Genomic DNA, 19,838 nt, shown 5'->3' with positions numbered 1-19,838 from the left:
TCGCGTAGCGACCAAACAACAAGGCTAATTTGTTTGGTCGCTACGCGACGAAAAATTAATCACTCCGGTTGCTCAACCAAACAGCTTTAGGCCTTTTCAGCGTTAATACTAATCATCCAGTCAACACCAAACTGGTCGGCTACCATGCCGAACGTATCACCCCAAAATTGCTTCTGAAGTGGTGCCTTCACCTGACCATTTTGAGATAGCGCTTCAAAATAACCTGTTAATTTAGACGTGTCAGAACCTTCCAGCGATAAACTAAATTGAGATTTATTTTCGGTTCCGCTGCTATTTGGATCGTCGCTGGCTAACAATACGATGTCGCCTGAAAGGCGGGCATGCATAATTTTCGATTTCACGTCTTCGCTGTTGGCCTTCGGGTCGGCATGGGCGTCTGGCGGGCCATCTCCGAACGTATTCAGCATCAATTCACCGCCAAAAATACCCTTATAAAATTCCATGGCTTCCCGGCAATTTCCACCAAAGAACAGGTAAGGATTGAGTGTTGTCTGTGTCATAGTGCTTGATTGTTTTTTGATTTAGGGTCTGTAAGTTTATTCACAATATCGATATAAGACATGGTGTTATCGGATATGTCACCTTAAACGCATTTAATCCATTTTCACTAAACCGGAGTAATCGCCAATCAGTTATTGTTGTAACTGGGCTGTCAGTCAGGACCGGGCTGCCATTCACTTGACTTAAATCATTGATCACGAGACAATAGCTCGATAGTTTGTTGATCGTACTTTACACAAAGTTATTTAGCCAGTAAAGCAACAAGACAGACGTAGCAATTATTTAACATAATCTTATTCACCATTCATGGATCAAGTCTTAAAGAATCAGACAGCCATAATTACCGGAGCCAGCAGCGGCATTGGCGCAGGTGTAGCGAAATCGCTGGCCTCTGCCGGTGCCAACGTAGTAGTGAATTATCCGGTCGAGTCTTCGAAACCGGCGGCTGATGCTGTATTGAAAGAAATTACCGATGCAGGTGGAATCGGCATGGTAGCGCAGTGCGATGTTAGTCAGGAAGCACAGGTCATCAGGATGTTTGCCGACGTAGTGGCCGCCTACGGCACTGTCGATATTCTGATTAACAACGCTGGCCTTCAGCGGGATGCCAAGTTCGATGAAATGACCCTCGATCAATGGAACACCGTCATTAACGTCAACCTGACAGGTCAGTTTTTGTGTGCACGGGAAGCGATTCGTGAATTTCTGCGCCGTGGTCTACGACCAGACGTATCATTAGCAACCGGAAAAATCATCTGCATGAGTTCGGTACATGAACTGATTCCCTGGGCAGGGCATGTCAACTACGCTACGTCGAAGGGAGGTATTAAAATGCTGATGCAGTCGCTGGCGCAGGAATACGGCGACCGCAAAATCCGGGTCAACAGCATTTGTCCGGGAGCGATTCAAACGCCCATCAACCGACCCGCCTGGGAAACGCCCCAGGCCCTGAACAGCCTGCTTACGCTGATTCCCTACAATCGCATCGGCCAACCGCAGGACATCGGTAATCTCGCCGTTTTCCTGGCCTCCGATCTATCTGACTACATCACCGGCGCCAGCATCTTCATCGACGGCGGCATGACGGTGTTTGAAGGTTTTGCGACGGGAGGCTGATTAATGAATAATGAGTAATGAAAAATGGGTAATGAGTCAAAAGACCATTATTCGTTATACATTCTACATTGTTCATTAAAAATATGACCACCGAACAACAGCGTCTGAAAGAACCGGCCTGGCGGCAATGGGGGCCTTATGTCTCTGATCGCCAGTGGGGCACCGTGCGCGAAGATTACAGCGCGAACGGCGATGCGTGGAATTATACGACCCACGACATGGCCCGCAGTTACACGTACCGTTGGGGTGAAGACGGCATTGCCGGAATTTCGGACGATAAGCAACAGTTGTGTCTCGCACTGGCCCTGTGGAACGGTAAAGATCCGATCCTGAAAGAACGCTATTTCGGCCTGACCAATCACGAAGGAAATCATGGCGAAGATGTCAAGGAATTGTACTACTACCTCGATAACACGCCAACGCATACGTATCAGCGAATGCTCTATAAATACCCGCAGACAGCGTATCCGTATGCGTGGTTACTAAGCGAAAACCAGCGCAGGTCGCGGATGGAGCCTGAATTTGAATTGCTCGATACCGGCATTTTTGATGAAGATCGCTACTTCGATGTGTTCGTTGACTATGCCAAAGCGAGTCCGCAGGATATCCTGATGACCGTTACGGTGCATAACCGAGGGCCAGAAGCTGCTACGTTGCACGTCTTGCCAACCCTCTGGTTTCGAAACACCTAGGCGTTTGGCGACGACACAGACGGCGTACCCAACTATTGTCCTTCGCTGATTTTGCAACCCGATGGAACGGTGTCTGTCGAAGACTCGGCCCTCGGACGCTACGTTCTCCATGCGGATGGTCAACCGCATTGGTTATTCTGCGAAAATGAATCGAACGTAGCACGATTATACAGCATTCATACCGGCCATCGGTATCCCAAAGATGGTATCAATGACTACGTAGTACGGGGAGCCGACACCGTCAATCCGGCTCAGGTTGGCACAAAAGCAGCCGCGCACTACGTCCTGAACGTAGCACCCGGTACGTCCACTACAATACGTCTCCGGCTCGAAGCCACCGGACCAACCGGTACCGGCCTGACGCAGCCGTTCGCGGATTTCGACCAGATTCGGGCGCAACGTGAACAGGAAGCCGACGAATTTTACAACATCGTTCACCCTGGCCAGGCTACTGATGAGGAGAAACATGTTCAGCGGCAGGCTTTTGCCGGAATGCTCTGGAGCAAACAGTATTACTACTACGACGTAACGCGCTGGCTCACTGGAGATCCTCACCAGCCTCCCCCACCCATAGAGCGATGGTGGGGACGTAACCGTACCTGGCTGCAATTGATTAATGCGGGGGTGATTTCGATGCCCGACAAGTGGGAATACCCCTGGTATGCTGCCTGGGACTGGGCTTTTCACTGCGTTGCGCTGGCCGTTATCGACCCCGAATTTGCCAAGCAGCAACTCATGCTGCTCACCAACGAATGGTTCATGCATCCGAACGGGCAGTTACCTGCCTACGAGTGGAATTTTTCGGACGTAAATCCACCTGTACAGGCGTGGGCTGCCTGGCGCATTTTTCAGTTGGATAGCAACCGGGCGAGTAGCGGTACTGAACCAACTGAGGCCGAAACCCGGCAGGCTAGCGATTTAACGTTTTTACGGGGTATTTTCCACAAACTGATGCTCAATTTCACCTGGTGGGTCAACCGAAAGGATGAAGTGGGCAACAACATTTTCGAGGGGGGATTTCTGGGTCTGGATAATATCGGCGTTTTCGATCGTAACACCGTATTTCCAAACGGAAGCCATCTGGAGCAGGCCGACGGTACAAGCTGGATGGCGATGTACGCCCTGAACATGATGCGAATTGCTATGGAACTAGCCCGTCACGACTCCGTATACGACGAAATGGCAACGAAATTCTTCGACCATTTTCTCTATATCGCCGGAGCTATTACCAACATGGGAGAGAACCACGTTGGTCTCTGGGACGAATTCGACGGTTTTTTTTATGACCAGTTGCGGATGAGCGATGGCAGTGTCCAGCGTCTGCGGGTTCGAACGCTGGTTGGACTGATTCCAATGTTTGCCGTCGAAATTCTGGACGAAGAATTATTAAAAGCCAATCCCGCTTTCCGGCAGCGCATGAACTGGTTCCAGAGCCACCGTCCCGACCTGTATCATCAGGTGTCGCGATATACCGAAAAAGGGCACGATGAAAAACGGCTCCTCAGCCTGCTTCGGGGTTTTCGACTCCGATCATTACTGGCTAAATTGCTGGACGAATCGGAATTTTTGAGTCCACACGGCATCCGGGCGGTATCAAAAGTCTATCAGAATCAGCCGTATACCTTTACGCTGGACGGAACAACGTTCACCTTAACCTACACACCCGCCGAAAGTGACAGCAATATGTTCGGCGGCAACAGCAACTGGCGCGGCCCCGTCTGGATGCCGACCAATTACCTGATCATCGAAAGCCTTGAGCGATTTTATGATTATTTCGGAGACATGTTTACGGTAGAATATCCCATCGGAAGCGGGCAACATAAAACGCTCCAGGACGTAATACGTGAACTGACTGACCGACTCATCAGCCTGTTTACCACGGATGCTTCCGGCAAACGACCGGCGATGGGACTACACCCCAAATACCAGGACCCGCATTTCCGCGATTACGTCCTGTTTTATGAATACTTCGACGGCGACAATGGCCGTGGTCTGGGTGCCAGTCACCAAACCGGCTGGACGGGTCTGGTAGCCGAACTCATCAACCGAAAATACGGCCAGTAACACTGGGACAATTTTAATTCAGGAAGTTTGCGCTGTGAATCCACTGTGTGCGTCGTGGGCAAAAAATACTATATTTGGTCAACACCAAAATCCTGATTTCGCCCTCATGCGTAGTTCTGGTAACGAGCACATTCAACGTTGTCCACATTCATTCGCCGGGACAAAAAAAAGGCTCTGTTACCTCCTGTTTTTAGTTGGATGGTTCGCCGTGGCCGGATGTCAGTCGTCGGGTTCGGAGCGGGTCTATCGCATAGGTTTTTCGCAGTGTACCGGGGGCGATGAATGGCGAAAAACACTGCTGCACGACATGAAGCGGGAGTTGGCATTTCACCCCAATTATACCCTGCTGTACGAAGATGCCGCCAACAATACAGCCCGTCAAATTCGTCAGGTAGAAGCGCTGGCCAACCAGAACATCGATCTCCTGATCATCTCGCCGAACGAAAGTGCACCGTTTACGAAGGTCGTTGAGGCCATATTCAGAAAAGGTATACCGGTTATTCTGCTGGATCGAAAGGTAAATTCGGAGTTGTACAATGCCTATATCGGTGGCGATAACGTCGAAATTGGTCGGATGGCGGCTGAATTCGTGGGCAAGTATCTGAACGGCAAAGGCAACGTATCGGAAATTTGGGGCCTGCGTAGTTCGTCGCCTGCCCAGGAGCGACACAAGGGATTTCGGGAGGAACTGAAAAAATATCCGGGTATCCAGGTAACATCGGAAATCGACGGAAAATGGGAACGTGATACCGCCCGTAACGTACTGAACACCAGTCCCGATAAATTCAAGAACACCAACCTGATTTTCGCGCACAACGACGTAATGGCCATTGGTGCCTACGAGGTAGCGAAACGTAACGGTCTGACCGATAAGCTGGAATTTATCGGAATCGACGCCCTTCCCGGACCCAGCGCGGGGATGCAGGCCGTGGCCGATGGCACTCTGAAAGCCAGTTTTTTATACCCGACTGGCGGAGAAGAAGCCATAGAAACGGCGGCCCGGATATTGGAAGGGAAAGCGTTCAAACGAGAACAAATCCTTACGTCCATTCAGGTCGATGCGAAAAACATTCGCGGTCTGAAAGCACAGAGCGACAAATTACTATCGCAACAAGCTGATATTGAGAAACAAAGCCAGATCATTGAGCAGCTCACCCAAACGTATTCGTTTCAGCAAAATACGCTTTACGTTACGTTGTTCAGCTTGCTGATTGCCATAGCCTTGGGCGTCTGGGCCTACTATCTGCTACGGGCGAGAAAAGTGGCTTATCAGACGCTCGAACAGCAGAACGAGGCAATCCGACAGCAAAAAAATCAGCTTGAAGACGTATCGCAACAGGCTCGGCTGGCCACAGAAGACAAACTCCGGTTTTACGCCTACATCTCTCATGAATTCAATACGCCCCTCAGCCTTATTTTAACGCCAACGGAAGATTTGCTGAGTAAGAAATCGGTTAGTCCTTATGAACTTCGGGCGAGTTTGTCACTGGTGCAGAAAAATGCGTATCGGCTGCTGCGACTCGTCGATCAGATGCTGGATTTACGAAAGTCGGATGCCGGTAAACAGCAGCTTCGGGCGGCTGAACAGGACGTAGTAGCGTTTACCCGCGACATTGTGAAGGATTTTGGACGTAAGGCCGAAAAACAACGTATCGACCTTCAGTTTTTGACCGATTTGACGGTTCAGCCGCTTTGGTTCGACGCCGAAAAGCTCGACAAGGTTCTGTTCAATCTGCTGTCGAATGCGTTCAAATACACACCCAAAGGCGGCCTGATTCATGTCCGACTCGACCAGCTCGACGGGCAGATACGTATTCAGGTAAAAGACAATGGTCAGGGTATGACGCCCGACGAGCAAGCCCACGCTTTCGACTTGTTTTTCAGTGGGACACGCCCGTTCAATCTTTCGAAAGGTCTTGGTCTGGCCTTGTCGAAGGAATTTATGGAACTGCACCGGGGCAGCATCAGCGTGCAGTCGACACCCGAGCGAGGCACCCTGTTCACGGTCCTTCTCCCACTGAGTAATAAGCACTTAAACCCTTCTGAACAGATAATTCCCGACGTCAACGAACGTAGCAATACGTATCAACGTAGTGTTGAGCTGAACAATCAACCGGAAATTGTATCAACGCTACGTTCCCCTGAAAAGTCGGCTGCTACGTTGCTTATTGTGGAAGACAATGACGATTTGCGAACGTTTCTGAGCGATCGTTTAGGTAGTGAATTCGACATTGTTGCTGAGTGCAACGGCGCGCTGGGCTGGGAACGCGCCCTCGAAACCATACCCGATCTGGTTATCAGCGACGTAATGTTGCCTGTCGAAACTGGTCTGGAAATGGATGGTCTGCAACTGACACAACGGTTAAAAACGGACCTACGTACGTCGCATATTCCCGTTATTCTGTTGACGGCCAAAGGACAATCCGAGCATCAGATTGAGGGTGCCCGCGCCGGTGCCGACGCCTACCTGACCAAGCCATTCAATACTACGTTCCTGCTCGAAACCATCCGTACTACGTTGGCAAATCGCCGTAAGTGGCAGCAACGACTTACGTCTGATTTTTCGACCCAGACCGGCAATCGGCAGGATAAAAAATTCCTGAATGAACTCACCTCGCTCATCGAACAAAACCTGAGTGATTCGAACTTTAGCGTCCAAAAACTTAGCCGGGAAATGGGCTTGTCGCGGGTGCAGCTATACCGGAAAGTGCAGGCCCTGCTTTCCATGAACATAATGGATTACCTGACCGAAATCCGGCTGAAACGGGCGAAGTATCTATTGCGGGAAACCAATCGCACCATGGCTGATATTGCTGCCGAAACAGGCTTTAATTCAGCCGCTTATTTCACTACGTTCTTCAAGCAACACAGCGGGCGAACCCCATCTGAATACCGCAAATCGCCAGTCGGAACGTAACGCCGACGGTCGGCCACGTTACAATAAAAACCCCGCCGAACGTAGCAGGTTGCTACGTTCGGCGGGGTTTGCTACGTATCAATTCAACTAATCTTAGGGAGCTGCGGGTAGCAGAACGCGGTCAATTACCTGAATAATACCATTTGAGGCAATCTGATCGGTTTGTACTACGTTGGCAGCGGTCGAGCCGTTTCCTTTACCCGTAACGGTAACTTTACCACCGTTAACATTAATCCGCACGCTGCCACCCTGAGCCGTCACGATGTCGGCGCCATCCTGGAATGTCTGCGCATAAGCACGGTATTTCAGAATGTGATAGAGCAGCAAATCAGCTATTTTCTTCGAATCCGCAGCTTTGATAGCAGCTTCACTGGCATAACCGGCAGCTTTAAAAGCATCATTTGTCGGAGCAAACAGCGTATACCCGTTTTTAGAGCTCTGGTTAATAATGTCCTGCACACTCGCCCCAGCCCGTTCAATAGCCGCCGTCATGAATGACAGATTATTGTTGGCCTTAACCGCCCCAGACAGGTTGGCAGTAGCCGGCATAAGTACCTGATTGATAACGTGTACAACGCCGTTTGTCGTAGGCAAATCTCCTTCAGCAATTTTTGCCTGATTGACACTAATGTTCGTCAGGCTCGTCTTAAACACAGAAACCTGGTTATCGGCCAAAGCGGTCTGATATTCCGTATTTACTGCCGTCGGAATAGACGACTGGTCGATACGGGAACCAACCAGGTGATACCGGAGTACCCGTTGCAAATCGGCTACCGGAGCGGCTGCAATGGCTGCTTCACTGGCAAAACCGGCTGCTTTAAACGCATCGTCCGACGGAGCAAAAATGGTAATCAGGCTATTATTGAATTCACTGGCAAGTCCAGCGCGGGCAATAGCAGCCTCCAGGAAATTCAGATTACTTTTTTTGCCAATAAATTCAACAGAGTTGACAACAACCAATGTACCCGTACCGGGTGTAGTTGATGTTCCAGAACCAGGAGTAGTCGATGTTCCGGAGCCGGGAGTGGTTGATGTTCCGGAGCCTGGGGTTGTCGTTCCTGAACCTGGTGGCGTCGTACTAGTGTCCGTTGGGTCAGGCGTATCCATCTTACAACTTGAGAAAAAAGGTGCCGCTGCAACGAGCAGCACGAACGTACTCCACCGGAAGTACGAATAAAAGAATCGGTTCATTTTTGTTGAGTAAATTAAGTGAACGTAAACATTCAATTCTCCGTCTGCACCGTGGCTCACTTGCATGAAATACGGATAGGACTTCTGCATAAAAAACGCAGTTTGTTCGGGTATGTTTTATAAAATCTATTGATTTTTATGAAAGAAAATTATATATATCTAATTTTTAAATATTTTTAACTATCTGATAATCAATAAATTTAACTACAATTTCAATTCTCTATGTAACCTCTTGAAAAAATCATATTTTGGGCAATTTGTAGCTTATTTAGAGTAAATCTTACTAAAAATAACTTAATCAAAAATGAGTAAATGAAGTTGAACATTAGCTATAAGTTTATATTTAATTACTTATAAATAATTGATCCTTTTTTTATGTCAACAGCGATTCCGAACTACAAATTACAGGCGTTTCCCCGGCACGAGCCTCATGCTCTTTTTTACATGACTCGCCTGGAAAAACTGGTGCAGGAATTTCATGGAATCGATAAACCTCATTCGCACACCTTTTATTTATTGATGTGGATACGGCATGGTACGGGTACGCACACGATTGACTTTAAAACGTATCCGGTACGTATCCATCAACTTTATTTTCTTACGCCCGGACAGGTGCATAGCTGGGAATTGTCGCCTGATATTCAAGGCTACAATTTATTTTTCGAAGCTAACTTTTTCCGGGAACGGTTCGGGCAGCGGCTGTACCAGTATCCTTTTTTCCATTCCAATCAACAGCAACCCCTACTTGAAGCAGGAGATGAAGCACGACGACTGGAAACGTTATTTTCCTACGCATATGACGAATATAAGCACCAGCACCCCAATCGGGCCGAGGTGTTTTTGTCATTTGTTCACCTGGTGCTGGAAACGGCGAACCGGCTCTATACCCAACAACGTAGCAACTCCGATCCGCAGCTTTACGACCGGATTCGGCAGTATGAAGAACTGATTGAACAACAGTTTATGACCCTTCGGGAAGTCAGGCACTACGCCGATCAGATGCATCTGACCCCGAATTACCTGAATCACATCTGCAAAAAAGTGCTTGACAAATCGGCTAGCCAACTGATACACGAACGTATCGTTATTGAAGCCAAACGCTGGCTGACTCATACGTCAGATTCGATTAAGGAAATCGGTTTTCATCTTGCGTTCGAAGACCCCTCCTACTTTGTCCGTTTTTTCAGGAAGCAAACCGGACAGACACCCGCCGAATTTCGAGCAAGATTAGGGCTCCATCGTTGATTTGTACCATAACTGGCTTGCTTTGACGTATCATTAGTAACGCAGGCATATGTACTTTTGTAACGTAGCAACTGCACTGACCAACGCCTTCAATGGGTAATCAGTTTTCCTGTGCTACGTATACGACCATGTTTACCAATAGCCGATTTTATAGCGTAGTTGCCAATAAATGCCCAAGATGTCATCAAGGTGACTTCTTCGTTAAAAGCAGTGCCTTCAGCAAAAACTTTGACCAAATGCATTCGCATTGCCCGCATTGTGGCGAAAACTTCACGCCCGAACCCGGATTTTACTGGGCGTCTATGTTTGTCAGTTATGCGTTTTATACCATTTACTGCCTACTAACATTCTTCATCTTTGTGCAATGGTTGCAGATTGATCTGGATTATTATCTGATTGGTCTTGTTCCCACACTGATACTATTAACGCCTTTCTTTTTCCGGGTAGCCCGCCGAACCTGGCTAACCTTGTTCGTTGCTCCGAACCCCAAAGTGGCGTAGTTGGTCATTGTATGGGCGACGAGTGTAGCCCGAATGTGGCCGCTGGTACGCCAACCCGGCCAGGCTACAAACTTATCATTCAAGTAATGACAAGATGGTTAACTTTAGGCCCATCAGCCAAACAAATCTATGCTTGTCAAAGTCGCCGTCGTTCAGGCATCGCCCGTATTTTTTGATATTCAGCAAACACTCGATAAGCTGGAAGCCTGCGTCGCTACGTCGGCGGAACAGGGTTGCCAGTTTATTCTGTTTCCTGAGTCCTTTATTCCGGGTTATCCCCGAAAATTTACGTTTGGGGCCAAGGTCGGAATACGTACTGATGCCGGTCGTGAACTTTACCTGAAATACTGGCAGAATAGTCTGCAAATTCCCAGCTCTGAGTTGATACGAATTGAGCAGATTGCCCGCGATTACAACGTGTATCTGGCGGTGGGTGTCACCGAACGGGATGCGTTGCACGGAAGTCTGTACTGTACATTGATTTACGTATCGCCAACGGAGGGGTATTTGGGTAAGCATCAGAAAATCAAGCCAACCGGCGTAGAGCGGCTCGTCTGGGGTGAAGGTTCTGGCAAAGATTCGTTACGTGTTTTCGACACCAGTCTGGGACGTATCGGTGGGCTCATTTGCTGGGAAAACTACATGCCGCTGGCGCGCATGAGCATCTACCAGCAATTTCCGCACATTTACCTCGCCCCCACCGCCGACGCTCGTCCAACCTGGCCTGCTACGTTACAGCACATTGCCTGCGAAGGGCGCTGCTACGTTCTGGGCTGTAATCAATTCGTTGAACGTAGCGATTATCCAGCAGATTATCAACCGTTTCTCGACGAAGACGAAATCGTAGTTAGTGCCGGCGGCAGTGCTATAGTTTCGCCACAAGGTGAGTTTTTAGCCGGTCCGCTCTGGGATGAAGAAGGCATTTTGATCGCTGAACTGGACATGGATAACGTACTGAAAAGTAAACTCGACTTCGACGTAGTAGGCCACTACACTCGCCCGGACCTGTTCGCTTTTAATGTGAGTAAGGTTCAGGATAATGGATAGGCAGCAACCTGCGTAGTGACATAAATACGGCTTTACCGATAACTAAAAACTTAACGTATCGACTTGGTGTTCAACACCTTTTTTTCCTGAATGCCCTATCTTTCATGCAGTTTTGATTAGTTCTATAACCATACGCTCATGAAAGCTTTCTTCGCTCTATTCGCTATTCTATTTAGTACGTCTGCATTAGCTCAGATTGTAACCAATTATGTTGTTCGCGCGCCCAACTCAAGCACACCAGGGGTTTATAATACGCTTGTTGGCAGTTTTGCGGGCAACGCAACCATTTCGGGCGGTTATAATGTCTTATTCGGCCCATTTGCTGGATCTAAAAATACATCAGGCAGTAGTAACATTATGATTGGGTATCAGGCGGGCAATGAGAATACGTCAGGCAGTAATAATGTCTATGTAGGGGGATATGCGGGCTTTAACAGCACAATTGGTACGGAAAACGTCTTTATAGGCCATGAATCAGGAGAGAATAATAGTACTGGTGGTGGAAATGTATTTGTCGGTTTTCGGGCAGGTCAGGCGAATGTGGGGGGAGCGGCCAACGTATTCGCTGGTCATCTGGCTGGCTATACAAATTCAGGTGGTACTCAGAACGTGTTTGTGGGCAATCAGGCTGGCTTTCTCAACACAACAGGTGGTGAAAATGTCATTATTGGAAACGAAGCGGGCTACACTAATACAGAAGGTACCGCTAATGTTTTCATGGGTTTTGCTACGGGCAATAAGAATACAACCGGACAATATAATACCTTCCTGGGGTACTCATCGGGGTATAGAAATTCTGTTGGGCAGTACAATACGTTTGTAGGGTTTCTCGCTGGTAATCAGAATACATCAGGTCAGAATAACGTCTTCTTAGGTCAACAGGCTGGTTTTAATAACACCACTGGCAATAATAACATCAGCATCGGCCCCAATTCAGGGACGGCGGTTACAACGGGCAGCGATAACGTCATGCTTGGGAATAATACGCAGCCCACCAGTGGGGCGCTTCAAAATGCAGTCGCCATCGGAGCCAATGCGCAGGTGGCTCGCAACAACGCCATTGTGCTGGGCGACTACACCAATACCAGTATCGCCGTCGGCATCGGCACAAACGCTCCCCAGTTTCCGCTCGACGTGCGGGGTATCATTAACTTACGTAACAGTGGCACGATCAAGTTTAGCCATCTGTTGAACCCCAACCTACGTAACGGCACCACTGATCAATTTCTGACCGTCAACGAACAGGGTGAAACCGTGCTGGCCCGTCAGCGACTACGCATCGACAATGCGAACCAGTGGAGCGATAAGGTTTTTAACCCGACTTACCAGCTCCGCCCGTTATCCTCGGTTGCTACGTATATTGAGCAGTACAGTCATTTGCCGGGTGTACCCCCAGCAGAACAAGTAGTGAAAGAAGGAATAGATTTGAACGTACTAAATGCTACGTTGCTGGAGAAGATCGAAGAACTTACGCTGTATAGTATTCAACTGGAAAAAGCCAATCAGCAGCAACAGCAACAGCTCAAGGCACTTGAGAAAAAGCATCAGGCCGAAATCGATGAGTTAAAACATCTCGTCAACCAAATGGTGAAAAAGAAATAATTCGTCAGGTGTTCGGAAGTGTTCTATGGATTTAGAAACCAGCAACGTAGCACGAAAGATGAGTCGAAACCACCTGCTGTTTTAAGCGGATAAATAAACCCGGCCGGGTTAAGAAACCAAAATCATCTATGGCCAGGCCACCGGAGCGATTAGATGTTGGCATTCAGACGCGCCTAGGTCGGCAAGCTCACTCAATCGAGACTTTTGTTTACTATTTCCTTTTATAGCTTCAACAAAGACAACTTTACCTAAATCCATCATTTAAATATGAATTGTTTACCGAATGCATTTGCGCTGATACTCATTTTCACCGGTTCGTTACTGGCACAGAAACCAACGGATTCCTCATATCTGAATCAGAATCCGCCAGGTTTAACTCCCAGCGTATTTGCCCCGGATTTGGTTTCGTTGAAAGATCACTATGAATATGGGTCGGTCTTTTCGAGAGACGGGAAGGAGTTTTATTATGCGGTTATTATTGATAAAAAGCCCCAGATTCGCTGCATACGGTTTGAAAAAAATGCCTGGACAGCGCCCAAAACGGTCATTGGTAGTACCAAATACGAGTATAATGATCCATTCTTGTCGCCAGATGGAAAGCGGTTGTATTTTATCTCAGATCGGGCAACCGACGGGAAGGGAGAGAAGAAAGATTTTGACATCTGGTATATCGAGCGGCAAAAAGACGGCTGGTCTGAAATGCCGATTAGTGCCGGACCGGGCATCAATTCCGACAAGAATGAGTATTACATGTCCTTTACCAACGATGGCACCATGTATTTTTCATCGAATGGTGGCACCACCCAAGCGACTGACAAGAATTATGACATCCGGTTTTCGAAGTATGTCCAGGGAAAATTTCAGCCTTCTCGGAAATTAGGAACTACGGTTAATACAGATCACTATGAAGCCGATGTGTTTGTATCACCTGATGAGCAATACGTTATTTTCTGCGCCGAGCGCCCGGATGGGTTTGGTAAAGGCGATTTATACATAAGTTTCAAGAGTAAAACCGATGAATGGCAACCAGCCAAAAATATGGGCAATGTAGTTAACTCGGAAGGTTATGAGTTTTGCCCCTTTGTAACGAGTGATGGGAAATACCTTTTCTTTTCCCGAAGCGGAGACATTTTTTGGGTGAAAACTGAGGTGATCAATACGCTACGTTGATGGGTTGTAATCAAGTTAAAATCTGCTACGTTCGGGCTACGGCTTGGGTAGATGGACGATGTATTTTACACCTGTTCAACCACGCCACCTTCGGCGAAATCTCCGTTTCGTAGCCTCAAAACCGCTAATTCTTTCATTTTGCATTCGTAGACGATGTCAACTTCCTTACCATATGTATTGGCCGACGAGTAGAGCCAGTCGGCGTGGGCTTCGCGCCTTGCTTTTGGGTCTTCGTAGCGTTGTCGGGAATCGGAATAATGAAACACGGGTCGTACGTCCCACGTAGCATAAGCAGTCAGAAAGGCTTCTTCTTCGGTCTGTTCTCCCGGATTCAGAGCGTGATGAAAATAATCGAAGACAATCGGCGTACCGATGGTTTCGTACAGGAAGGTCAAATCAGACACCGTATACAGACTTGGCCGATCATCGTTTTCAACGGTTAACCGAGCGCGTAGATTTTCTGATAATAAGGCAAAATTCTGGGCAAACCGGGCCAGTGTTGCTTTCTTATCGCCATACGTACCACCCGCGTGAATATTGATCTTGTTCCAGTGAGAAGGCGCCAATCCCATCAAATCAAATAGTTCTGACTGGTACTCCAGATCGACGATAGTGTTGTCGAGTACTTTACCCTGCCCCGCCAGATGGTTGAACGGTCCCGGATGTGTAGTCAGGCGGATGGGTCGGCTTCCGATTTCTTCGAGCGTGGCCCGGATCTCCACAAAATCGGGTAATTGCGAAAATTTATACTCGGATGCCCATGGGAATAAGTCTGACGAAATCCGAAACAAACGGAAACCATTTTCCAGATTCCAGTCGACGATTTTCAGCAAATCCTGCACATTTTTCAGGGCCAGTTCCGACGCGTAGGCAATTCCTTTTTCGGTGAATGTTTTTTTTATCATTCCCCGATTGGTCGTGATTTTACTTTCCTGTAGGCTGAGGTTGATGCAGGCGTACCCAACAGCGTGTGGTTTTACAATCATAACGTAGTAACTCGATTCTTCGACGGGTGTTTTTTTATGGTTTAACCGTTCCGTCAAAAGTTAAACCACAATTGTAACTCTTTGCTGTATCTTTTGCACGAAAGTCATAGGCTTTTCGCAGAGGGACGTAACGAGTTCTCAACACGATCTATGGAAGATTTTACACTTGAGCAAATCAACAACATTACAGAAGGTTATCGCAATTTAGCTCGTGCATTGAATGAATTTCAGGGGCAACATTGGCAGGAGCTGGACGACGAACAACTTTTAGACATCAATGCCTACCAAAATAGTTTGCTCAACCGGGCGCATGACCTCCAGACACGTACCGTCAGGCCCGCTTTTCCGAATGCTTCCGACGTAGCAGACCAGATCCGGCTGGCTACCGACAAGGCGCGAATGGGCCTTCAATACGTTCAGGATTTACCCGTTGCGCTCAATATCGGGGCCATCGTTGTGGCCATGGCCTCGTACGTAGCACGTCCAAACGTACGTAGTTTTCAGACGACACTGCGGGAACTGGACGAACTCCTGAAATCAAAAGCGGAATAAATCAGGAAGGGGTGCGAGATGACGGCGACGCTACGTTCGTGCGTTTGCCTGTCTCCTCACACCCCTTCTTCCTGTCGCCTATTTTATCGGTTCTACGAAATCAATCCCGACGGCGATTTAACGCCAATGAGTTCAACCTCAAAGGTTAAATCCTGGCCTGCCAGTGGGTGATTCGCATCGAGCGTAACGCTGGTGTCGGTAAGATCCCGCACAATAACCGGGATGGGGCGCGGGTTACCATCTTCGTGCATATTGAGCGTGGCTCCCACTTCGAGCGGAATCTCATCGGGAATTTCCGAGCGATTCAGCGTAAAAATCATTTCTTCGTTCGATGGCCCGTAAGCATCCTCAACCGGAATATTTATCGTTTTCTTTTCGCCCTGATTCATCCCGGCCACACCTTCATCGAATCCCTTTATAACCTGTCCGCTCCCTACTGTAAATTCCAGCGGGGTGCGTCCTTCTGATGAATCGAAAATAGTTCCGTCGGTTAGCGTTCCGGTATAATGAACCTGAACAGTATCGCCAGATTTTGCCTGTGCCATAATAGTATAGTTTTGATGTAACGTAGCTGTAAAGCTACCAGAATTGTAGCAAACGACTACACATTACTTGTTGACCAACTCGCTAGTGCAGGCAAAAGTTTACAAAAAATTAGTATGGAATACGTCCCAGCTACGCCCGTTACCCTAAAATACGCAACCTCAAATGGGCCAGACTGGAGACAGGGCCAGACAAAAAGTATCATTGTTTTCAGCTTCTATATATTGGATATTTATATATCTTTATTGTACATTAGCCACCCTAATTCAGAGGAAAACTTATGGACACATCGGGCAGTGAATTTTTACGAGGCACCTTAAAAACGATTGTGTTGAAGCTGCTGGCCGAACAGAAGCCACCTAACCGGGGCCGTATGTACGGCTATGAGATTACGCAAGCCGTGAAAGAACGAACCAACGGCGACATTGTACTGACGTTCGGGGCTTTATACCCCGTTTTACACAAGTTGGAGCAGGAAGGTTTGCTCATTACCGAAACTGAGGAAGCCGAAGGGCGATTACGTAAATATTATTCGCTCACACCACAAGGCGACGAAACGGCTATGCAGAAAATATCTGATTTCGAACGTTTTATGGAAAACATGCGACTGCTAATGCAATCGCCGATCAGCCTGAATCCTGGTCATTAACCTTACTTAAATGAACGACTAAACCTAAATGCACGACTAAATAGAAAGCGCCATGGAAAAACTAAGCCCGCAACAAGTCGCCATTTTGCACAAACATCTTCTTCAGAATGGCTCTACCGACGTATTGGTCGATGAACTAGTCGATCATCTGGCCTGCGAAGTAGAATATTATATATGGATCGGTTTACCTTTCGATTCTGCTCTGAACACTGTTTTGGACCAGGCCAACGTAACGGCCGTTCGACACCTGCGCGATACGTATCAGGTTGAACTTGCCATGACACCTGAACAAATCAATCAGGCCAGTCTGGACGACATTGTGTTTGAGTTTCGCAATAAAGCTTATGGGGCTTACGCACTACGTCAATCGTATCGACTCACGCTTCGTAACGCCTTCATCATGGCTGTTGGGCTATGTATGATGCTTATGGCCATGATGGATTTACTAAGCCGGAAAACCTGGTCTTATTTCAGTCCGTGGGGAGCTGTCTGGCTGATTGGGCTATGTGGCGTTACGTTCGCTACAGCCAGTTGGTACATGGAACGAATCCGCCAGCAGGAATTATCAATGAGGTAGTTAAGAGTCGCTAGTCACGGTCCGCCGTTGCGCCGGGCCGTGACTAGCGACTAATTTTTAATAGGCTCTGGCAAAAACGACCCGTCCTTTCGAGGGTTTGCCGGAGAAGATACAGACACCTTCTTCGGGCTCCTGATCGAACGGAATGCAACGTATCGTGGCTTTGGTAGCGTCTTTGATCGCGTCTTCGGTTTCGGACGTACCATCCCAGTGCGCCAGCAGAAATCCGCCTTTTTCGATCTGCTCCTGAAACTGCTCGAACGTATCGACACGGTACGTATTTTCCTGCCGGAACGCTTTTGCTTTGTTGTAAATCGATTGTTGAATATCGTCGAGCAGGGCTTTAATACGTTCGGGCAAGCCATCAAACATAACGGTTTCCTTGGTTTTCAAATCGCGCCGGGCAATTTCGACCGTACCGTTTTCCAGATCGCGGGCACCCATCGCCAGACGTACCGGTACGCCCCGCAATTCATACTCAGCGAATTTCCAGCCCGGTTTATTCGCGTCGGAGTCGTCGAATTTCACCGAAATACCTGCTTTCTTCAGTTCCTGTAGCAACGGTTTAACTTTGGCTGTAATTTGTTCAAGCTGTTCTTCATTCCGATAAATGGGAACTATAACTACCTGAATCGGAGCCAGTTTAGGTGGCAACACCAGTCCGTCGTCGTCGGAGTGCGCCATGATGAGTGCGCCCATCAGGCGAGTCGATACGCCCCAGGACGTTCCCCAGACGTAATCCAGTTGATTCTGTTTCGTCAAAAACTGCACATCGAACGCTTTGGCAAAATTCTGTCCCAGAAAATGCGACGTACCGGCCTGTAGGGCTTTCCCGTCCTGCATCATGGCTTCAATACACAGTGTATCTTCAGCACCGGCGAAACGCTCATTCGCCGTTTTTGCGCCCCGGATCACTGGGACGGCCATCCATTCTTCGGCAAACTGTGCATACACATCGAGCATCTGGCGGGTTTCAGCTTCCGCTTCTTCCTTAGTCGCATGGGCGGTATGTCCCTCCTGCCACAGGAATTCGGTGGTACGTAGAAAAATCCGCGTCCGCATTTCCCAGCGCACTACGTTCGCCCACTGGTTGATGAGCAATGGCAAATCGCGGTACGACTGTATCCAGTTTTTGTAGGTACTCCAGATAACCGTCTCCGACGTTGGCCGAACAATAAGTTCTTCTTCGAGCTTGGCTTCCGGATCGACAATTACGCCCGAACCATCTTCAGCGTTTTTGAGCCGGTAATGCGTCACCACAGCACACTCTTTGGCAAAGCCTTCTACGTGCGACGCTTCTTTACTTAAAAACGATTTGGGAATAAAAAGTGGGAAATAAGCATTCGTGTGGCCGGTTTCCTTGAACATATCATCCAGTGCCCGCTGCATTTTTTCCCAAATGGAAAAACCATAGGGTTTGATGACCATACACCCACGCACGGCTGAATTTTCGGCCAGATCGGCCTTTCTGATTAACTCGTTATACCACTCGGAATAGTTTTCGCTGCGCGAAGGAATTGCTTTAGCCATACTTTGGGGGATTAGTTGCTAGTCATCAGTCGTTAGTCAATTGTCCTGGGATAAGAACAACTATTGACGAACGACTGATGACTAGCGACTATCTAAATTTAACAATTTTTAAAATCGAATTAAACCTTAATGAACAAATGGGAATCTAATAGGTTGAGAACTTGCAAATATAGGTTTTTACTCTATTTTTGTAATGAAACGGTGGATTCCTGTGTTATATAGAAGACAAGTACTCGTTATGAGTTTTTACTACGTTAATTCCCTTGCCAAATGAAAACGCAACCCCTATATCGCTACGTAACGCTGGCTGCTTTGATTGGTATCTGGAGTTGCTCCTCCAGCCGTCAGACTGCGCAGAACGCGTCGGAGACCGACGATTTATATGGCATTTCCAATAACTCGGAAGTGTACGCAAACAACAATGATTCGTACAACGATTCGCAGCTAAGCCGTCGGCAACAACGGTACGAGCGTCAGCAACAAGGCTCCCGTAACACCAACCCGGATTATAACGATGAGCAAAGTTATAATTCGAACACCGACGAGTATTACACTGAATTGAGCGCTCGTAATCTAAAACGCGGCATCTCGCCTGACCCAGGCTGGGGTGACGACAACAGCTATAATTCAGGCTTCGTCAATGGCTACAATGCCGCTACAGCATCGGCCTATAGCTGGAACCGCTGGGGTTTCAACAACATGGGCTTCTATAACGGTTTGGGACTCGGTTTAGGCATGAGCGCGTTCAACTATGGCTACCCTGGTTTTGGGGTTGGCTTTGGCAGTCCGTTCTACTCTCCTTACTATGGTGGCGCGTATGGCTACAACCCCTTCTACTCGCCCTATCGCGGTTATGACCCGTTCTATGGTTCGTATGCGTACGGTGGTGGTTGGGGAGGATATAACTCTTTCTACTCGCCTTATTACGGCTATGG

At 48.1% G+C, this 19,838-nt stretch carries 16 protein-coding genes and 2 pseudogenes; 12 read left to right on the top strand and 6 right to left on the bottom strand.

Annotated elements, in window-relative coordinates; all coding sequences use genetic code 11:
• Positions 1 to 86: 86 nt before the first annotated feature.
• On the bottom strand, positions 87 to 521 hold the full coding sequence (locus tag IC229_RS31615; protein ID WP_190892426.1) for a VOC family protein: 435 nt from the start codon (positions 519 to 521) through the stop codon (positions 87 to 89).
• Positions 522 to 828: 307 nt separating this feature from the next.
• Here IC229_RS31615 and IC229_RS31610 point away from each other — a divergent pair, with 307 nt between their 5' ends.
• The 3 genes and pseudogenes from IC229_RS31610 to IC229_RS31600 all read left to right on the top strand — a co-directional run bounded on the left by IC229_RS31610 (position 829) and on the right by IC229_RS31600 (position 7,311).
• Complete coding sequence (locus IC229_RS31610; RefSeq protein ID WP_190892425.1) at positions 829 to 1,638, top strand: SDR family oxidoreductase; 810 nt, start codon at positions 829 to 831, stop codon at positions 1,636 to 1,638.
• 83 nt (positions 1,639 to 1,721) lie between these two features.
• Positions 1,722 to 4,394: pseudogene (locus IC229_RS31605) on the top strand (MGH1-like glycoside hydrolase domain-containing protein).
• 106 nt (positions 4,395 to 4,500) lie between these two features.
• Entirely contained in the window at positions 4,501 to 7,311 is a 2,811-nt protein-coding gene (locus IC229_RS31600) for a hybrid sensor histidine kinase/response regulator transcription factor (RefSeq protein WP_190892423.1), read from the top strand.
• Between the two features lie 93 nt (positions 7,312 to 7,404).
• On the opposite strand, the gene IC229_RS31595 is transcribed toward IC229_RS31600, so the two are convergent.
• Positions 7,405 to 8,502, bottom strand: a complete 1,098-nt coding sequence (locus tag IC229_RS31595; RefSeq protein WP_190892421.1) for a fasciclin domain-containing protein — start codon at positions 8,500 to 8,502, stop codon at positions 7,405 to 7,407.
• 375 nt (positions 8,503 to 8,877) lie between these two features.
• On the opposite strand from IC229_RS31595, the gene IC229_RS31590 reads away from it, so the two are divergent.
• From IC229_RS31590 to IC229_RS31575, 4 genes are all read left to right on the top strand, one after another.
• Positions 8,878 to 9,747, top strand: coding sequence for an AraC family transcriptional regulator (locus tag IC229_RS31590; RefSeq protein WP_190892419.1), 870 nt, complete (start codon positions 8,878 to 8,880; stop codon positions 9,745 to 9,747).
• 236 nt (positions 9,748 to 9,983) lie between these two features.
• On the top strand, positions 9,984 to 10,247 hold the full coding sequence (locus IC229_RS31585; protein ID WP_317171674.1) for a DUF983 domain-containing protein: 264 nt from the start codon (positions 9,984 to 9,986) through the stop codon (positions 10,245 to 10,247).
• Positions 10,248 to 10,376: 129 nt separating this feature from the next.
• The gene (locus IC229_RS31580) at positions 10,377 to 11,294 is read left to right on the top strand and encodes a carbon-nitrogen hydrolase family protein (protein ID WP_190892417.1); all 918 of its coding nucleotides are present in this window, start codon (positions 10,377 to 10,379) and stop codon (positions 11,292 to 11,294) included.
• 138 nt (positions 11,295 to 11,432) lie between these two features.
• Positions 11,433 to 12,896 (top strand): hypothetical protein, encoded by a 1,464-nt coding sequence (locus tag IC229_RS31575; RefSeq protein WP_190892415.1) that lies wholly within the window; start codon positions 11,433 to 11,435, stop codon positions 12,894 to 12,896.
• Positions 12,897 to 12,927: 31 nt separating this feature from the next.
• Here the strand turns inward: IC229_RS31575 and IC229_RS35830 are convergent, their stop codons facing one another.
• Positions 12,928 to 13,059 (bottom strand): hypothetical protein, encoded by a 132-nt coding sequence (locus tag IC229_RS35830; protein ID WP_262893419.1) that lies wholly within the window; start codon positions 13,057 to 13,059, stop codon positions 12,928 to 12,930.
• 104 nt (positions 13,060 to 13,163) lie between these two features.
• Between IC229_RS35830 and IC229_RS31570 the strand changes: the two genes are divergently transcribed.
• Positions 13,164 to 14,066 (top strand): TolB-like translocation protein, encoded by a 903-nt coding sequence (locus IC229_RS31570; protein WP_190892413.1) that lies wholly within the window; start codon positions 13,164 to 13,166, stop codon positions 14,064 to 14,066.
• Positions 14,067 to 14,131: 65 nt separating this feature from the next.
• On the opposite strand, the gene uvsE is transcribed toward IC229_RS31570, so the two are convergent.
• Positions 14,132 to 15,052 (bottom strand): UV DNA damage repair endonuclease UvsE, encoded by a 921-nt coding sequence (gene uvsE / locus IC229_RS31565; RefSeq protein ID WP_190892411.1) that lies wholly within the window; start codon positions 15,050 to 15,052, stop codon positions 14,132 to 14,134.
• 150 nt (positions 15,053 to 15,202) lie between these two features.
• On the opposite strand from uvsE, the gene IC229_RS31560 reads away from it, so the two are divergent.
• Positions 15,203 to 15,604 carry a hypothetical protein gene (locus tag IC229_RS31560; RefSeq protein WP_190892409.1) on the top strand — a complete coding sequence of 134 codons (402 nt, stop codon included), beginning with the start codon at positions 15,203 to 15,205 and terminating at the stop codon, positions 15,602 to 15,604.
• Between the two features lie 92 nt (positions 15,605 to 15,696).
• On the opposite strand, the gene IC229_RS31555 is transcribed toward IC229_RS31560, so the two are convergent.
• Positions 15,697 to 16,149 (bottom strand): FKBP-type peptidyl-prolyl cis-trans isomerase, encoded by a 453-nt coding sequence (locus IC229_RS31555; protein WP_190892407.1) that lies wholly within the window; start codon positions 16,147 to 16,149, stop codon positions 15,697 to 15,699.
• Positions 16,150 to 16,427: 278 nt separating this feature from the next.
• Between IC229_RS31555 and IC229_RS31550 the strand changes: the two genes are divergently transcribed.
• Positions 16,428 to 16,796 (top strand): PadR family transcriptional regulator, encoded by a 369-nt coding sequence (locus IC229_RS31550; protein ID WP_190892405.1) that lies wholly within the window; start codon positions 16,428 to 16,430, stop codon positions 16,794 to 16,796.
• A gap of 52 nt (positions 16,797 to 16,848) precedes the next feature.
• The gene (locus tag IC229_RS31545; RefSeq protein WP_190892403.1) at positions 16,849 to 17,373 is read left to right on the top strand and encodes a hypothetical protein; all 525 of its coding nucleotides are present in this window, start codon (positions 16,849 to 16,851) and stop codon (positions 17,371 to 17,373) included.
• Positions 17,374 to 17,430: 57 nt separating this feature from the next.
• Here IC229_RS31545 and proS read toward each other — a convergent pair whose 3' ends face one another.
• Positions 17,431 to 18,903, bottom strand: coding sequence for a proline--tRNA ligase (proS, locus tag IC229_RS31540; protein ID WP_190892401.1), 1,473 nt, complete (start codon positions 18,901 to 18,903; stop codon positions 17,431 to 17,433).
• A 270-nt stretch (positions 18,904 to 19,173) separates the two neighbouring features.
• On the opposite strand from proS, the pseudogene IC229_RS31535 reads away from it, so the two are divergent.
• Positions 19,174 to 19,838 (top strand): annotated as a pseudogene (locus IC229_RS31535) (hypothetical protein); the annotation flags it as partial.

Origin of the sequence: Spirosoma profusum, from assembly GCF_014699005.1 — a bacterium.
Lineage (GTDB): Bacteria > Bacteroidota > Bacteroidia > Cytophagales > Spirosomataceae > Spirosoma > Spirosoma profusum.
This window is presented reverse-complemented; position numbering and strand designations above follow the sequence as displayed.

Bases quoted from the DNA above. Each gene is read 5' to 3' on its own strand.
- IC229_RS31615 (WP_190892426.1), bottom strand. From the start codon at position 521: ATGACACAGACAACACTCAATCCTTACCTGTTCTTTGGTGGAAATTGC.
- IC229_RS31595 (WP_190892421.1), bottom strand. From the start codon at position 8,502: ATGAACCGATTCTTTTATTCGTACTTCCGGTGGAGTACGTTCGTGCTG.
- IC229_RS31555 (WP_190892407.1), bottom strand. From the start codon at position 16,149: ATGGCACAGGCAAAATCTGGCGATACTGTTCAGGTTCATTATACCGGA.
- IC229_RS31550 (WP_190892405.1), top strand. From the start codon at position 16,428: ATGGACACATCGGGCAGTGAATTTTTACGAGGCACCTTAAAAACGATT.
- uvsE (WP_190892411.1), bottom strand. From the start codon at position 15,052: ATGATTGTAAAACCACACGCTGTTGGGTACGCCTGCATCAACCTCAGC.
- IC229_RS35830 (WP_262893419.1), bottom strand. From the start codon at position 13,059: ATGCCAACATCTAATCGCTCCGGTGGCCTGGCCATAGATGATTTTGGT.
- IC229_RS31580 (WP_190892417.1), top strand. From the start codon at position 10,377: ATGCTTGTCAAAGTCGCCGTCGTTCAGGCATCGCCCGTATTTTTTGAT.
- IC229_RS31570 (WP_190892413.1), top strand. From the start codon at position 13,164: ATGAATTGTTTACCGAATGCATTTGCGCTGATACTCATTTTCACCGGT.
- IC229_RS31590 (WP_190892419.1), top strand. From the start codon at position 8,878: ATGTCAACAGCGATTCCGAACTACAAATTACAGGCGTTTCCCCGGCAC.
- IC229_RS31560 (WP_190892409.1), top strand. From the start codon at position 15,203: ATGGAAGATTTTACACTTGAGCAAATCAACAACATTACAGAAGGTTAT.
- IC229_RS31575 (WP_190892415.1), top strand. From the start codon at position 11,433: ATGAAAGCTTTCTTCGCTCTATTCGCTATTCTATTTAGTACGTCTGCA.
- proS (WP_190892401.1), bottom strand. From the start codon at position 18,903: ATGGCTAAAGCAATTCCTTCGCGCAGCGAAAACTATTCCGAGTGGTAT.
- IC229_RS31545 (WP_190892403.1), top strand. From the start codon at position 16,849: ATGGAAAAACTAAGCCCGCAACAAGTCGCCATTTTGCACAAACATCTT.
- IC229_RS31600 (WP_190892423.1), top strand. From the start codon at position 4,501: ATGCGTAGTTCTGGTAACGAGCACATTCAACGTTGTCCACATTCATTC.
- IC229_RS31585 (WP_317171674.1), top strand. From the start codon at position 9,984: ATGCATTCGCATTGCCCGCATTGTGGCGAAAACTTCACGCCCGAACCC.
- IC229_RS31610 (WP_190892425.1), top strand. From the start codon at position 829: ATGGATCAAGTCTTAAAGAATCAGACAGCCATAATTACCGGAGCCAGC.